Origin of the sequence: Glaciecola petra (genome assembly GCF_031846345.1) — a bacterium.
GTDB lineage: Bacteria > Pseudomonadota > Gammaproteobacteria > Enterobacterales > Alteromonadaceae > Glaciecola > Glaciecola petra.
Genome location: NZ_JAVRHX010000001.1, coordinates 1,293,093 through 1,309,630, shown reverse-complemented (window position 1 = coordinate 1,309,630; position 16,538 = coordinate 1,293,093). Strand labels below are relative to the sequence as shown.

Sequence of the window (16,538 nt, the reverse complement as noted above, 5' to 3'; positions counted from 1 at the left end):
CGGAACAGCAATGAATTTTAAGAAAATGCCAATGGTGGTAGCGATAATTATAAGTGCCTTATTGGGAGCGTGCTCAAGTAACGAAGAAAAAGTAGTGCTCGAGGACCGTGAACCAGAGGCTGCAACCGGTGTGCAAAATAAGCAGTTAGTCAGTAGTCAACATTATATGGTTGCTGCCGCTAATCCTTATGCTGTTCGAGCAGGCCAAACAGTCATTGAAAATGGCGGTACTGCTATTGACGCAGCCGTTGCAGTGCAAGCAATGTTGACACTCGTTGAGCCTCAGTCTTCGGGCATTGGCGGTGGTGCATTTATTATGTATTGGGACAATGCGAATAAAACACTTCATACTTTTGATGGAAGGGAGACTGCACCGGCGTCGATTGACGAAAATGTATTTATTCAAGATGGCAAAGCTATGGCTTGGCGACAAGCGGTGGTCGGTGGAAAGTCAGTAGGTGTCCCGGGTTCATTAAAAGCATTAGAAATGGCACAAGCTGCTTTTGGTAAGCTTTCTTGGGACAGTTTATTTGATGAGAGTATTTCTCAGGCAGAAAATGGATTTGTGGTATCACCTAGGCTTGCTCGTTTAGTTGAAATTGATGTGCATCCAGGTTTGAACCTATTCCCAGAATCTATGGCCTACTTTAAACCTGATGGAAAAGCCATAAAAGCTGGCGATATAAAAAAGAACAAGGCGTTAGCAGAAACGTTTAGACTTATTGCTAAGGGTGGTTCTGATGTGTTTTATAAAGGGCAGATTGCTAAAAATATAAGCGATACTGTGAACACAGCAGCGGTGAACCCAGGTACGATATCAGCTACTGATTTTGCCCACTATGAGGCTATTGAGCGGGCTCCCATGTGCAACAAATATAGACAATACAAAATTTGCGGTATGGCCCCGCCAAGTTCTGGGGGCGTGTCGGTTTTTCAAATTCTCAAGGTATTAGAGCAGTTTGATTTAAGCCAATATGGACCTCAAAGTGCAGAATTTGTCCATCTATTTACGCAAGCAAGTGCTATGGCATTTGCAGATCGTGCCGAATATATAGCAGATTTATCATATTTAGAGCTGTCTGCAGAGCCATTAATCAATCAAGACTATTTAGCCGAACGTGCAAAACTTGTTGGTGTTAAGCAGCCATTTTCAACTAAAACGGCAGGTCAACCATATCCAATGCTAGTCACTACGACAGATAACGCCTATGAATTAGACAGCACAAGTCATATTAGTATTGTTGATAAACAAGGGAATGCAGTATCTATGACCAGCAGTATAGAATTTATGTTTGGTTCAGGTCTCATGGTTGACGGCTTTTTATTGAACAATCAACTTACCGATTTTTCTTTAAATCCAAATAAAGATGGCAAACCGGTACTTAATAGAGCTCAAGCAAATAAACGCCCACGCAGTGCGATGAGTCCTAGTATCGTGTTTGATGATAAAGGTGAGTTGATTTTGGTAGTGGGTTCGCCAGGTGGTAGCCGGATCATCAACTATGTCGCGCAAACAATCGTCAACGTACTCGATTTTGACATGGATATTCAAACAGCCATTGATGCGCCGCGCGTTAGTAACAGAAATGGATCAACTGCGTTAGAAAAGGGCACTAATATTGTTAAATTGGAATCTAAACTAAGTGACCTTGGTCACAAGGTACGCATCGTCGATTTAAACAGTGGGTTGCACGGCGTGCAAATTAAAGACGGCGTGCTTAAAGGCGGAGCCGACCCAAGACGAGAAGGAATTGCCTTAGGTCAGTAAGCGTTAAGGAACGGTATTACTAACGCTTTTCACTTTCCAGTCTCCGCTTTCTTTGACTAATGAAATTGTTTTTAGCTCGGTTATTTTTTTGTTGTTATAATGCCCAATTATTTTCATTTCGATATCCGCGCTTTTTTGTTTTTCCGAAAATAATAAAGCGCCACCAGAAATAGGTTCGGTGGTCATGTCGTCTAAACGTAAATTGAATACTTGACGCTGAACATTCTTATTGGTGTGATACCCTTTTAAAATTCGTGCGAATCTTTCTGTACTAAGTTTTGTTGCTCTATCTAGATTTTTATCGTTATAAACAGCACGCATGAAAATCACTGCAGCATACTGGGGTGTATCGCTGCCCATCATTCCATATTTGCCCGCTTTGACTTCTTCCTCATCGGGAGACGAACAAGCAAATACACTCAAACATAGTATAACTATCCAACAAAATTTACGCATAAATATTCCATATCAAATTCTACCCTCTACTTATCGGCAATTATGAATAAAGATTTAGCGTTGGTTGCTCTGGTATTAGGGGATAAGTCTTTAGCAAAAAAAGACACAGTGCAAAGCTGTGTCTTTCAGTGACTCTGAATGTAAACAAGCGACTATCAATAAACCTTGTCTGTTATTGAACTTCTTCTAAGTCTGAAAATTGCCCTGCAAATAATGGGCTGCTTAAATAACGTTCTGTCCCAGAGGCTAATAATACGACAATGATTTTATCTTTATTCTCGGGTCGAGCGGCAAACCTTTCAGCGGCAACAACTGCCGCTCCCGACGAAATGCCGGCTAAAATACCTTCCTCTTTCATCAGTCTTTGAGACATTTCCATGCATTCTTCGTTTGATACTTTCTCAACTTCGTCAATAATACTTAAGTCAAGGTTGCCTGGAATGAAGCCAGCGCCAATGCCCTGAATTTTATGAGGTGCAGGTGTTAAATCCTGTCCTGCTAAAGCTTGGCTGATTACAGGTGAATCTTTAGGCTCTACTGCGACCGTGGTGATTGCTTTACCTTTGCTGTTTTTAATGTAACGAGACGTACCGGTGATGGTGCCACCCGTGCCAACGCCGGCTATAAATGCGTCGACTTTACCGTCGGTAGCGTCCCAAATTTCAGGGCCAGTGGTTTGTTCATGTATTTCAGGATTCGCAGGATTATCAAATTGATTCATAGCAACGTACTTGTCAGGGTTAGCTTCCATTAACTCTGCTACTTTTGCAACTGCGCCCTTCATGCCCTTTGGCGGTTCCGTTAATACCAGGGTTGCACCAAGCGCTTTTAATAACTTTCTACGCTCTAAACTCATGGAGCTTGGCATAGTCAAAGTGATCTTATATCCCCTTGATGCCGCAACAAATGCTAATGCAATACCTGTATTACCACTTGTCGCTTCGATAATTTCTTTATCTTTAGTGAGAGCACCTGATTTTTCAGCGTCCCATATCATGTTTGCCCCTATTCGGCATTTAACACTGAAACTTGGGTTTCTTGACTCAATTTTGGCATATACATTACCGGTGACTACTCTATTGAGTTTTACTAATGGTGTTTTGCCAATGGCAAGAGAACTATCTTCAAATACGTTCATAGGGATTTATCCTTTTTTTCTTTTTAAATACAAGGTTTATAGTCTATATCACTCAGACTTACTGGCGTTCATTAATAATTTTTACTGTCGTGTTTTATGTAAAATTCGTACATTATACCGAGCACTTGCTTGCATGTGGCAGTATTGTGCTCAGTTGAACTAATAGTATAGATTAGGGTGTTCTGCAAAAAAGCAAAGTGCTTTTTTGCTATAACATAGAGCCGCTTGGTCTTTGTTAATGTCTAAAGCGTGCTTTTTAAGCAATATCACATTGAAAATGGTTTTGGCGAATTAAAAAATAGGAATAATATGCAGTTTACAGGTACTAACGACTATATTGCGAGCAAACAACTACAACTGGCTGTTAATGCGGCAATTACACTTGAAAAACCATTGTTGATTAAGGGTGAGCCAGGCACAGGCAAAACTATGTTAGCCGAGCAATTAGCTAAGTCCTTAGACACAAATTTACTGCAGTGGCACATAAAATCCACCACCAAAGCGCAGCAAGGACTATACGAATACGATGCGGTATCTAGGTTGCGAGACTCTCAACTTGGCGATTCTCGAGTAGAAGATGTCAATAATTATATAATCAAAGGTAAGTTATGGCAGGCGTTTGTTGCCAATAAACGGCCCGTGTTGTTAATTGATGAGATCGACAAAGCCGACATTGAGTTTCCTAACGATTTACTACTAGAACTCGATAAAATGGAATTTTTTGTTTATGAAACTCAAGAAAATGTGGTCGCCAAACAGCGTCCTATCGTTATTATTACGTCGAATAATGAAAAAGAATTACCAGACGCATTTTTACGTAGATGCTTTTTTCACTACATAGAATTTCCTGAACGAGAACAAATGCTAGATATAGTCAAAGTACATTATCCAGATATTAAAAAGGATTTGTTAGACCAAGCACTCACTTCATTTTTTCAAATTAGAGAAGTAAATGGATTAAAAAAACGACCATCAACTTCTGAACTCATAGATTGGCTGAAGTTGTTGGTTGCTGACGATATTCCGGCAGATGTATTACATAGCTCAGATAAAAAGAATGCCTTGCCGCCATTATATGGCGCTTTGTTGAAAAATGAGCAAGATATACATTTATTTGAAAAGCTCATGTTTATGGCCCGTCGCTAACATGTTAGTCGATTTTTTCTACACCCTAAGAAAACATCGTGTTAAGACTAGTATTACCGAATTTTTGGACTTAATGGCGGTAATGAAAACAGGCTTAAGTTATGCTGATATTGACGAGTTTTACTTGTTAAGTCGCACTGTTATGGTTAAAGATGAAAGTCAATTTGACAAATATGACAAGGCCTTTGGGGAGTATTTTAAAGGGGTACAAGCGCTAGACCTTTTTAACGAAACCATTCCTGAAGAATGGTTGAGAAATGCCCTTGAGAAAATGCTCAGTGACGAAGAAAAGAAGAAAATCGAAGCACTAGGCGGTTTAGATAAACTCATGGAGGCCTTTCAAGAACGGTTGAAAGAACAAGAGAAACGTCATGAAGGCGGCAATAAGTGGATAGGTACAGGTGGCACTTCGCCATTTGGTGCTAATGGACACAATCCAGAAGGCATAAGGATAGGGCAAGAGAAAAATCGAAATAACTCTGCAGTAAAGGTGTGGGATAAGCGAAATTTTAAAAATTTATCGAATGACGTTGAATTAGGTACGCGCAATATTAAAGTTGCCTTGCGACGTTTAAGACGTTTTGCCAAAACAGGGGCAAGCGAGGAACTCGATATTAACGATACGATTAGTTCTACCGCTAAAAATGCAGGATACTTAGATATAAAAATGGCTCCTGAACGCCATAACGCGATAAAGCTATTATTATTTTTTGATATCGGTGGCTCTATGGATCCACATATCAAACAGTGTGAAGAATTATTTTCTGCGGCGACGACTGAATTTAAGCATATTGAATTTTTTTATTTTCATAACTGTATTTATGAAGGGGTATGGAAAGATAACAGCAGACGTCACGATGCAATGACAGATGTTTATTCGATATTGCACAAATATGGCCCAGATTACAAAGTTATATTTGTCGGCGATGCCACTATGGGCCCTTACGAAATTACTTACCCAGGTGGCAGTGTCGAGCATTGGAATGAAGAACCCGGCAGTGTCTGGATGCAGCGAATGCTGAACCATTTTGAATATGCGATTTGGCTTAATCCCCAAGCAGAAGCTTACTGGCATTACCATGCTTCAATACAAATTATGAAACAACTAGTTTCAGATAAAATGTATCCTCTTACCTTAGAGGGATTAACTGACGGCATTAAAGCACTATTAAAAAAGTAGTGTTTCCGAAGTTTTAGTTGCATTTAGTGTTATTACGACTCCACTAAACATTTTCTAAATATTTATGATAGTTGACGCTTTTTGTTTTAAAGCGTATAAAACACAGCCAAATATGAAACAGAAAAATTGTTAATGAAAAGACTTAACAAATTTATAAGTGATACCGGTTATTGTTCGCGACGTGAAGCCGACAAGTTGATCGAACAAGGGCGCGTTAGAATAAATAACAAAAGCCCTGAACTTGGCACAAAAGTGATTGAGAGCGACCTAGTAACCGTCGATGGCAAGGCAGTAAACGCGGTGCCAGAAAACAAAAGTGACAGAATTTATATTGCCTATCACAAGCCGGTAGGAGTTATTTGTACAACAGAACGAAAAGTGAAAGGAAATATCATAGATGCTATTGGGTTTAAGCATCGAATCTTTCCAATTGGACGCTTGGATAAACCGTCAGAAGGCCTGATTTTACTGACAAACGACGGTGATATTGTCAATAAAATACTGAGAGCTGAAAACACCCACGACAAACTCTATAGAGTAAGTGTTAATAAGAATATTAACCCTTTATTCATCAAGAAAATGTCCAGTGGTGTGCCAATATTAGATACAATAACGTTGCCATGCAAAGTCACAATGATTGGTAAAAAGAGCTTTGATATTGTGCTGCAACAGGGTTTAAATCGTCAAATACGGCGTATGTGTGAATTTTGTGGTTATGATGTAGAAAGACTTGTTAGAAAGCGCATTATGCACATAAACTTAGCTGGCTTAAAGCCGGGACAGTATAGACATTTAGATCAACAAGAAATACATCTTATGAATAAAGCGCTTGAGGGTTCAAGTAAGGTTTCTCTTCAACATGCCAAATAATGTCCGAAAGAATTTTGTTAGCGAACTAAACGTTCTTTCGAAACTTGCCTGGCCTTTACTCATTGCACAAATAACACAAACCTTAATGGGTGTATCAGATACTATTATGGCGGGACGCTATAGTTCTATCGATATGGCAGCGGTTGCGATTGGTGTTGGTATTAGCTTACCTATGTTGGTGTTTATCCAGGGCATAAGCCTTGCGCTAACGCCGATTATTTCAAGGCTAGACGGAGCGAAAAAAGTCGATGATGTTGCCAAAAACGTTTGGCAAATGATGTATTTATTATTGTTTTTTGCAGGCGTAGCTTTACTTTGTTTGTTCTTGTTACCTACCTTAATCGACGCAATAGACATGCCGCAAGATGTTTCAGGAAAAAGCCTCGGTTATCTGACTTATGTGTTTTTAGCTGCACCTGGCTTTGCCATATACCAGTGTTTACGAAATTATTGTGAAGGTTTATCGCTAACCAGGCCCACAATGATGATTATGGGAGCAGGTTTGCTCGTTAATATACCTGCCAACTATATATTAATAAATGGTCTTTATGGAATGCCTGAACTAGGCGGGGTAGGCTGCGGTGTGGCCACAATGATCGTGATATATGTGATGGCATTTGTCACTTTTCTATATACTTTAAGCGCTAAAAAACTTAAACCCTATAGGCTTTATGACGTATTTTTGATACCTAAGAAAAACGATATTTTTAGCCTGCTTAAAATGGGATTGCCAATAGCCTTTACCTTAATATTTGAAGTCAGTTTATTTGCCATTGTTGCGGTCTTACTTGCGCCGTTTGGAGCGCTTACAGTGGCATCGCATCAAGTTGCTTTGAATGTTTCTTCTCTTATATTTATGTTGCCTTTGAGCATAGGTTTAGCCTTAGCTATCAGAATTGGGTTTTTGATAGGGGAAGGGCGTTCAGCACATGCTAAATTAACCTATTTGGCAGGGTTATTATTAGCTATTTTAACAGTTTTTGTCACGGCAACGACAATATTACTCTTTAACGAAGAAATAGCAGGTTTATACAGTAATGAAGCTCCATTGATTGCAGCAGCATCTAGTTTGTTGATACTTGCAGCGCTATTTCAATTTTCAGATGCGATACAAGTTGTTTCAGCCAATGCATTACGCGGTTATAAAGACATGACGGCTATGTTTATTATTAGTTTTATCGCTTATTGGCTGATAGGGTTTCCTGTGGGGACAGTATTAGCAACGACAGATTTAATTGTGCCCAAAATGGAAGCCGCAGGGTTTTGGGTAGGATTTATCGTAGGTCTCAGTGTGGCAGCGGTCATGACCGTTACACGTGTTAAATGGATACAAAAGCATAAAGTGTTCGACTAGTGCCACGTGAACTATATGTCAGCTAAGCGTAGCGCTAAAACAGCACTACGCTGAGCTAACAGTATTCAGCGAAAATACCTTCTGATAAAAATCAATGGCAGTAATAGTGCTGTCAATATTGGCGCTGTGCCACCACCACCTCCACTACTCGCTGGCGGATTGCTTACCTGTGTTTGAGTTAAGTTGACACTGACTGTCTGTGAAACAGTGCTAATACCGTCACTCACTAAAACCTGATAACTTACACTACTGCCTGTTGTAGGGGTTGTGGTGCTGAAAGTGTTGCCGGTAATTGTTTCACCATTCACCGTTATTGTCAGATTATCATTTTCGGGGTCGGTTACATTAATCGTTAGCGTAATACGTTGGCCACCATTGGCACTTGTTGGTGCATCAATACTGGATATAACCGGTTCCGCATTATTATCAACATTCACGGTTATTGAGGCCGAGCTAGCATTGTTATTACTATCAGTCACCACCACATCATAGTTTAAAACCGCATCCGCTTCGACATTAGGTGCAGTTAATTGAAAGCTCCCGTTTGCTTCTATAATGCTTGCTGCAGGGCCCATAGTTTGTGTCCATACAACGGTAGTATTGTCGCCATTTGGTTCATTTATGCTCAAAGGAATCGTCAATAATTGCGTTTCTACAACATTTAAAGTAATCGAATCATTCCCATTAAAAGACAACTCTGGTGCGCCTTCAATCTGCACTTGTTCAAAAGGTTGAGAATTCTCTAACTCTGAAAAAGTTTGATTGACTAATTCACTCTGCGCAACGACGGGAACGGGGCCAGGATTTGCACCCGCTAACATCGTTAAGTCAAAACTAAGTATGTCTGTGCTTGATTCTTGTGGTGCCTTGTTAACTTCCCAAACAAGTTCATTATTGATAATTTGTCCGTTAAATGCAGCACTAAAATTACCAAAATCAGTTCCCACTGGTAAGGGAACAATGATCCGGTAATTTCTTGCTTCGCTCGTTGTGTTGGGTCCTACGTTGACAGCCAGAGAAGCTGTATCGCCAGCTTCTACTAATCGTTGGGCGGCACCTGTTAAGAATACATCGTCATCTTTACGGTTAATATCTACAGTGATGACCCCCAAATCGTCGAGTCCACTCGCGGTGCCCATGGCAATTGCACCATAATAATCGTCCCCAGATGTTGAATCGGGTAAGTTATGAATAACTCTTAAATCAAAAGGGGTATCGGCATCAATTGAGGTTGGCGCTATAGCAACAAGCTCATCCTCACTAAGTGTATTTTCTACTACTGCGTAGCGCATGTCGTAGCTATCTGAAGTAGCGCTTGATCCAGTAAAACTTTGGACTGCGATAAAATAAGTACCGGCGTCTGGGAAATTTAAAGATACTTCTTCAGTTGAATCACTCGACAGGCTTTCACCTATTACTTCCGAGCGAGAAGCCACACCGTCGCTATTGGCATCATAAATTAAAAATAGGTCTAAATCAGGCGCGGTAGAACTCTTTATTTCGGTAACGAGTCTGACAGCATTGCTAGGTACCTGTATCGTGGTAATCTGCACGCCATCATTTAAATTATCGAACAAGTCACTATTGTCAGAATCTTCGCTGACTTGACCATCAACCACCGTTGCTTTTACTGGCATGTATCCGCTAACAAAAAAATTGGGAAGATTGATTGCTTCTATATCTGCTTGTAATAGAGAATCAATTTGCCGACTACTATCAAATTCTAAGGCTAATGGAATATCACCAATAGATGCAAATACACTAATGGGCAGTGTTGCGTCAGGTAATCCAGGTGAAGAAAAACTCACGCTAGCAAACGAATACTCAGTTTTAGGGGCTCGAGCACTCTCAATCTCAAAACTAACGGTTTGAGTTTGGCCTTCGTTTAGCGTGAAAGAACTAGGACTAATATTAATGGCCAAACCATTGGTTATAATTGCTGTGCTGGCAGTCCAAGTAGCATCTGTTGTTGCCGTGAAGGTTCTTGTCCATGTGCAAGTGCCGGCACATTCATCGTCCGTTATTGATGGTATATTTAAGGATCTAGGGTCGCCGCCTATTGCAGGGTTAGCACGCGTATAATTAGTGCCTGATTCAGACATCACTAAACCTGACGCAACCGCGAGATCTACATTTATTCGTCCTGCTCCTTTATCAAAAAAATCTCCATTTTCTGGGTCGGTTCCAACATCTGTTTGTACTGTAGATGTCGCGGTGAGAGATAACGCTGACCTGATTTCATCGGGTGACCAGCTGGGATGGACTGACTTTATTAATGCCGCAGAGCCTGCGACATGTGGGCTAGACATTGAAGTGCCAGATAAAAAATTAAAATCACTGGCTGCCGGTTCATGTCCATCATGCCCAAATTGTTGGTCAGCATAAGCGGCATAAATATCGACTCCCGGACCGGTTAAAGTAGGCGCCAAAGTACTATTGGTTTCATTTGGTCCTCTTGATGAAAAATTAGCAAGTACATCTACACGGCTTTCGTCAACAACTTGAGTAGCATTTCCGGTTGTAATTGTGGCTCTGTGGTTACTGCCAGAATCTAACCATGATTTTAAACGATTACCGTTTTCAGCGTTAATATGAATGCCTGGCACCACATATTGGTCATTGGCTAAAAATGTATCACCGCCGTCGACATTAGCTAAAACATAACCACCAGCTCCTCCATCACGGACATTTTCGGCTTTTGCGATACGCGCAATTTCACCTCGATCACAAACGACTATTTGTCCATTAAAGGTGCCAGCTGGAAATGCTTGTAGGCATTGAGCAGGGTCGCCATTGGGATCGTTAGGATTAGTAAAGTCACCCGCATATACGATTGGAGCACTTATATTGCCAGTATTACTTTGTCCCGTAATAGCCGATAGGCTGCTGCTTCCACCTGAAAAACTATTAATTTCTTTGGCAAAGACATTTTCTCGCCCATGCTCAGCCGCTGCTACACTTGTATACCAAGGAGCATTTTTTACTGTTGAACCAGGATTTGGGCCACTATTCCCTGCTGACGTAGCAACAAATATACCCGCATTACGAGCAGATAAGAATGCTTGTTCAGTATTACTATTCCAAGGGTTTCCACCGCCACTGATAGAAAAGTTAATGATATCGACCTGATCACGAATGGCATCTTCTATTCCTTGAATAATCGCAGCACCAGGGCAATCGCCATAGGTATCACCTGCGTCAGTGCGACCACCGTAACACACTTGATAAGAAATAATATTTGCTCTGGGCGCTACGCCTGATATTTGAGGAAATGAAAATCCGGTCGGTACACCAGCACTTTCTTGCTCACCAAACTCAGGTGTAACTTCAGCAACATTTAATAACACGTTTCCAGCGGCAGTAGACGCTACATGGCTCCCATGACCACCATAATCTTCACCATTACGAGGTAAATTAGGCGGGAAAACATCGGTATCCGAGTAATCGTCGGTGATCCTAGAGTAGCTTCTTACCCCGATTAATTTGTTATTACAAAGTTCTGGAAAGCCGTTCGCGCAATCACCAATAAATACTCCATTACCCAAAGGGTTAGTGTGCACATAACCATCAGCGGCTTGTTCCGCAAAAGACGGGTGGTCAGTATTTATCCCAGAATCAATGATACCAACAATGATTCCTTCGCCTTGACTTGGAGCAATGTTGGCCAGCGCGCTACCATCCCACACGGCAGGAGCGCCTACGAGGGTTGGCCCTCTGTCAGTATTTAGCCTAAATGTTTGTTCTCGTGTAATACTTTTAACTTGAGTCAAATTGGCCAATTGCTGAGCTTCGTTTTGTGTAAGTTTTAGAGCTAAGCCATTTAGCGCGTACTCAAAACTAGCGAGGGGATCTACTTTTCCGAGTACTTTTTCCGCGTCAGCATAAAAACTGGTTTTTTGTTTGCGGATTTTTTGTCTGTGTTGGTTTAATGCAGGTGTTGAGTCAGTAAAACGAGTATCGATATCTTGGTCATGTCCGTGCCGAAGATTTAAAATACGTAGTGATTCAGTATTTTGGGCTAGAGCTTGCTCGTTTAGTTCTACAATATACGTATATTTTGCGTCACCTAAACCTGCTTCAAAGGTAAATTTATTAGGCGAACTTAGAGATTTTTTATCACTATTGAGTGTAAATTTAACTAGTTCTGGACTTCTTTTATTTCGTCTTTGATCTACTGTTGCTTGTTCTTCTTTGTTTATTGCTGGTACAAACTCGCTTAGCGGTGGATTTAATTCGCCATCAACCTTTTTGCTAATTTGCTCAGATTTAGCAACAACCAAATTTGAACCATAAAGAGCGGTGATGACCGCTGCAGCAACTAATTTCATTTATTTCTCCACAATCTGATAGCGCATATGTTTTGCTATATTGTTAACGACCATAATGTAAAACAATCAATGATAATTTTATAACATTTACGGTAGTAATTAATTTTATTACGTACTTTTATCACTTACTAAGACGACATTTTCATAAGAATGTTGCATATATTGAATACTTATATTCTCCATATGTATACCAGAGTTTTAACAGGGAATCGCGAATGTGTACACAATGTAATGTAAAGGTTTATAAAATCGTACATTTATAGATACAAATTTGTTACACATGTTATATGCATCCTACTAAAAAATCATAATTAGACGAATTATCCTAATACCGCAACGATATAAATTTAAATAGCAAAGCAGCAAAGCTAATGCTTGACTAATATAACTTATCTTATCGATTTAGTTTGAGTATCTAATATGACAGATAAATTAGTTAAAGACAGAAACCATTTGTCAGGTATAAAAATGACAAATACGGTCAATATTATCGATAACGGACTTATTGATATTCCCATGCTGCAATTACTTGACGAGGATGGGATACAAACTGACAAAAATTATGCGCTAAAGCTAGATAAAAAAACAGCGGTTAACATTCATTATAGTATGGAGTACACGCGTCTTCTTGATGATCGAATGATTGGTTCGCAAAGACAAGGAAGGATAAGTTTTTACTTGGCAAGTAGAGGGGAAGAAGCAGCGACTGTAGCGTCAGCTGCGGCCCTTAGTGAACTTGATATGATTATGTCACAATACCGCGAACAAGGTGCCTTAGTGTATCGTGGTTATACAACTGACCAGTTCATGGACCAAATGTTTAGCAATGAACTGGATCCCAACAAAGGCCGCCAAATGCCGATTCATTATGGCGATAAAGCGTTAAACTTCATGACTATTTCATCTCCATTAGGAACACAAATACCTCAAGCTTCTGGTTATGCCTATGGTCAGAAAATGGCCGGTAAACAGGCAATTACAATGTGTTATTTTGGTGAAGGCGCCGCAAGTGAAGGAGATTTTCATGCGGGTCTTAACATGGCTGCTGTATTGAACTGTCCTGTCATTTTCTTTTGTCGCAATAATGGTTATGCAATATCTACTCCCGCTGAGGAACAATTTGCGGGAGATGGCATTGCGTCAAGAGGCATTGGTTATGGTGTGCGTACGATCAGAGTGGATGGTAACGATGTAATAGCAGTATATGCTGCGACTCAACATGCTAGAGAAATAGCGCTTGCCGAAAATTGTCCAGTTTTAATTGAAGCAATGACCTATAGGCTTGCTGCACATTCAACGTCTGATGATCCGAGCGGTTATCGTAGCAAAGACGAAGAAGCTAAGTGGCAACTAAAAGACCCTATTTTAAGGTTTGCAAAATGGTTAGATGCAAAAGGGTGGTTAGACCAAGCTGCTCTCGATAAATTTAAAGAAGATACTCGAGAACAAATATTGAGTTCTTTGAAACGGGCCGAAAAAGTAGCCATTAATCCAATCGAAGATATTATCGAAGATGTTTACGATACCCCTCCTTGGCACTTGCAAAAGCAATTAACTGAACTAAAAACCCATATCCAAAAGTATCCTCAACACTACCCTAAAACATCGGGGAGAATAAAGTAATGGTAAAAATGAATCTCCTGCAAGCAATTAATAATGCACTCATTACTGTTATGGAAGAAGATGAACGTGTCATGGTATTTGGAGAAGATGTTGGTCATTTTGGCGGTGTTTTCAGGGCCACTTCTAACTTACAACATAAGTTTGGTAAAGCTAGATGCTTTAATACCCCGCTTACTGAGCAAGGCATTATTGGATTTGCCAATGGCTTAGCTTCGCAAGGTGCTATCGCCGTTGCAGAAATTCAGTTTGGTGATTATATCTTTCCGGCTTTTGATCAAATAGTAAACGAAACAGCAAAGTTCCGATATCGATCAGGGGGGCAATTTAGTTGTGGTACCTTAACTATCCGAACGCCCTATGGAGGGGGCATTGCAGGTGGACACTATCATTCCCAGTCTCCTGAAGCGTTTTTTGCTCATATCCCGGGGATGAAAATTGTCATCCCACGTAATCCATATCAAGCAAAAGGCTTATTATTGGCAAGTATTAAAGATGATAATCCAGTGTTGTTTATGGAGCCTAAAAAAATCTATCGGGCATCGGTTGGCGAAGTACCTGAAACTGGCTATGAATTGCCTTTAGGCAAGGCTGATTTCGTAAAAAAAGGCACTGATATTACCTTGTTAGCGTGGGGAGCTCAGGTAGAAATCATTGAAAAGGCCGCTGAAATGGCTTCAAAAGACGGGATCTCCTGCGAAATTATCGATTTACAAAGTATATTGCCATGGGACGCAGAAGCTGTATGCCAATCGGTTTATAAAACAGGTAGATTGTTAATAAATCATGAAGCACCACTGACAAGCGGCTTTGCAAGTGAAATAGCTGCAACTGTGCAACAAGAATGCTTTTTATATCTCGAAGCACCTATTGCTAGAGTATGTGGTCTTGATACACCTTATCCGCTGGCACATGAAAAAGAGTACATGCCAGATCACTTGAAAACGTACGAAGCTATTAAACGTACATTAGACTATTGAGGTTGGCAAAATGAGTGATTTTATTCTACCTGATATTGGTGAAGGCATTGTTGAATGCGAGCTATTAAAATGGTTGGTAAAAGAAGGCGAAGAAATTGTAGAAGATCAGCCTGTAGCGGAAGTCATGACAGACAAAGCAACGGTAGAGATACCAGCTATGCACAATGGCGTTGTTGGGAAACTGCATTATAAAGAGGGTGATATTGCAAAAGTACATCAGCCCCTATTTTCTATGCAGAGTATCGATTCAGACAATCACATGAAAAATGAGGCAAAAGCACTGACAAAAAAAAGTGAAAAAGTGCAATCGAACATACCTAGTGCAATCGAAGCATTTATTTTACCCGATATTGGTGAAGGTATCGTTGAATGTGAAATTATGCAATGGCATATTCAAGAGGGTGATAACGTTGCCGAAGACCAAGTAGTTGTTGAGGTCATGACTGATAAAGCAGTTGTTGAAATTCCAGCAAAACACAATGGGAAAATCGTAAAAATTCATTATCAAAAAGGAGACATTGCTAAAGTACATACCCCTTTGTTTGACCAGTATATAGATAATTTGAGTAATTCTGATGTAAATCAACATAATTCTGCAGACGTAAAAACCGCCACAGTTGCAATTGAGTCAGATAAGCTAAAATACGAGACAGAAACTGAAGTAATGCCATCAAACCACTACTCACAAGGTGAAAATTTTGATCCTCCCCATGCCGGTAGTAAGAATATCGCGAGTCCAGCTGTCAGGCGTTTGGCACGTGAAATGAACATAGCGCTGTCTAAGATTAAGGCAAGCGGCCCCAAACAACGTGTATTGAAGCAAGACGTGCTGTTATATGCAAATAAAACAGATGCACGGTCAACGGACGCCCAAAAAGATGAAACCTTTATAAGAGATGCTAACACTGTCGAAAATTCGCCAAGTGTGACTAAAGTTGTTGATAGAGTCATGCCACTAAAAGGTATACAAGCGGCAATGGCAAAGCAAATGATTGCTAGTGTTAGTACAATTCCGCATTTTACTGTGTCTGATGAACTATGTATGGACAAACTCATAGCGTTACGCTCCTTGCTTAAACCAGAGTTTGAAAAAGAAGGGCTATCACTCAGTTTCATGCCATTTTTTATTAAAGCACTTTCACTTGCTTTACATGAATATCCTATCCTTAATAGTCAACTCAATACTGAAGCGACGGAATTAACCTATTTATCTGCGCATAATATAGGACTAGCGGTCGATTCTAAAATTGGGCTATTAGTGCCCAATATAAAAAATGTTCAAAATTTAAGCTTGTATCAAATAACGGTAGAACTTAATCGCTTGATAGATTTAGCAAGATTAGGAAAATTAAGTAACAAAGATTTAAGTGGCGGTTCGATTAGTGTATCTAATATTGGTGCCCTCGGGGGAATAACCGCGACACCTGTCATCAATAAACCTGAAGTCGCTATTGTTGCACTAGGCAAAATACAGAAACTACCTCGTTTCGACTCTTCTGATAATGTTTTTGCCTCTAATATAATGAGCGTTAATTGGTCAGGTGACCACCGTGTCATTGACGGCGCGACAATGGTTAAATTTAACAATCTTTGGTTAGATTATTTAAGCAATCCCGAAAAAATGCTGGTACATTTACGTTAACCAATATTTACTATCAAAAATAGAACACAAGGGATGTTGTAAACTGTTTTGTGTTG

General features: G+C 40.2%; 11 protein-coding genes. 8 read left to right on the top strand and 3 right to left on the bottom strand.

Annotation, left to right across the window (positions count from 1 at the left end):
• Positions 1 to 10: 10 nt before the first annotated feature.
• Entirely contained in the window at positions 11 to 1,768 is a 1,758-nt protein-coding gene (gene ggt / locus RM552_RS05820; RefSeq protein WP_311367828.1) for a gamma-glutamyltransferase, read from the top strand.
• Positions 1,769 to 1,771: 3 nt separating this feature from the next.
• Here the strand turns inward: ggt and RM552_RS05815 are convergent, their stop codons facing one another.
• Both RM552_RS05815 and cysK read right to left on the bottom strand, forming a co-directional pair.
• A complete protein-coding gene (locus RM552_RS05815; RefSeq protein WP_311367827.1) occupies positions 1,772 to 2,224 on the bottom strand; it encodes a hypothetical protein in 453 nt (150 codons plus the stop codon).
• Between the two features lie 172 nt (positions 2,225 to 2,396).
• Complete coding sequence (gene cysK / locus RM552_RS05810; protein WP_311367826.1) at positions 2,397 to 3,362, bottom strand: cysteine synthase A; 966 nt, start codon at positions 3,360 to 3,362, stop codon at positions 2,397 to 2,399.
• Positions 3,363 to 3,671: 309 nt separating this feature from the next.
• Here cysK and RM552_RS05805 point away from each other — a divergent pair, with 309 nt between their 5' ends.
• The 4 genes from RM552_RS05805 (at position 3,672) to RM552_RS05790 (ending at position 7,912) form a co-directional block, all read left to right on the top strand.
• On the top strand, positions 3,672 to 4,508 hold the full coding sequence (locus tag RM552_RS05805) for an AAA family ATPase (protein WP_311367825.1): 837 nt from the start codon (positions 3,672 to 3,674) through the stop codon (positions 4,506 to 4,508).
• Between the two features lies 1 nt (position 4,509).
• Complete coding sequence (locus tag RM552_RS05800) at positions 4,510 to 5,688, top strand: vWA domain-containing protein (protein ID WP_311368285.1); 1,179 nt, start codon at positions 4,510 to 4,512, stop codon at positions 5,686 to 5,688.
• A 132-nt stretch (positions 5,689 to 5,820) separates the two neighbouring features.
• A complete protein-coding gene (locus tag RM552_RS05795; protein ID WP_311367824.1) occupies positions 5,821 to 6,558 on the top strand; it encodes a pseudouridine synthase in 738 nt (245 codons plus the stop codon).
• Positions 6,548 to 7,912 (top strand): MATE family efflux transporter, encoded by a 1,365-nt coding sequence (locus RM552_RS05790; protein WP_311367823.1) that lies wholly within the window; start codon positions 6,548 to 6,550, stop codon positions 7,910 to 7,912. Before RM552_RS05795 ends, RM552_RS05790 begins: the two co-directional genes overlap by 11 nt.
• 65 nt (positions 7,913 to 7,977) lie before the next feature.
• On the opposite strand, the gene RM552_RS05785 is transcribed toward RM552_RS05790, so the two are convergent.
• Complete coding sequence (locus RM552_RS05785) at positions 7,978 to 12,240, bottom strand: S8 family serine peptidase (RefSeq protein ID WP_311367822.1); 4,263 nt, start codon at positions 12,238 to 12,240, stop codon at positions 7,978 to 7,980.
• A gap of 420 nt (positions 12,241 to 12,660) precedes the next feature.
• Between RM552_RS05785 and RM552_RS05780 the strand changes: the two genes are divergently transcribed.
• From RM552_RS05780 to RM552_RS05770, 3 genes are read left to right on the top strand one after another with little or no spacing between them, the layout of a single operon-like run.
• Positions 12,661 to 13,863, top strand: coding sequence for a thiamine pyrophosphate-dependent dehydrogenase E1 component subunit alpha (locus RM552_RS05780; RefSeq protein WP_311367821.1), 1,203 nt, complete (start codon positions 12,661 to 12,663; stop codon positions 13,861 to 13,863).
• On the top strand, positions 13,863 to 14,840 hold the full coding sequence (locus RM552_RS05775; protein WP_311367820.1) for an alpha-ketoacid dehydrogenase subunit beta: 978 nt from the start codon (positions 13,863 to 13,865) through the stop codon (positions 14,838 to 14,840). The genes RM552_RS05780 and RM552_RS05775 overlap by 1 nt, the downstream gene beginning before the upstream one ends.
• A 10-nt stretch (positions 14,841 to 14,850) precedes the next feature.
• Entirely contained in the window at positions 14,851 to 16,482 is a 1,632-nt protein-coding gene (locus RM552_RS05770; protein ID WP_311367819.1) for a dihydrolipoyllysine-residue acetyltransferase, read from the top strand.
• Positions 16,483 to 16,538 lie beyond the last annotated feature (56 nt).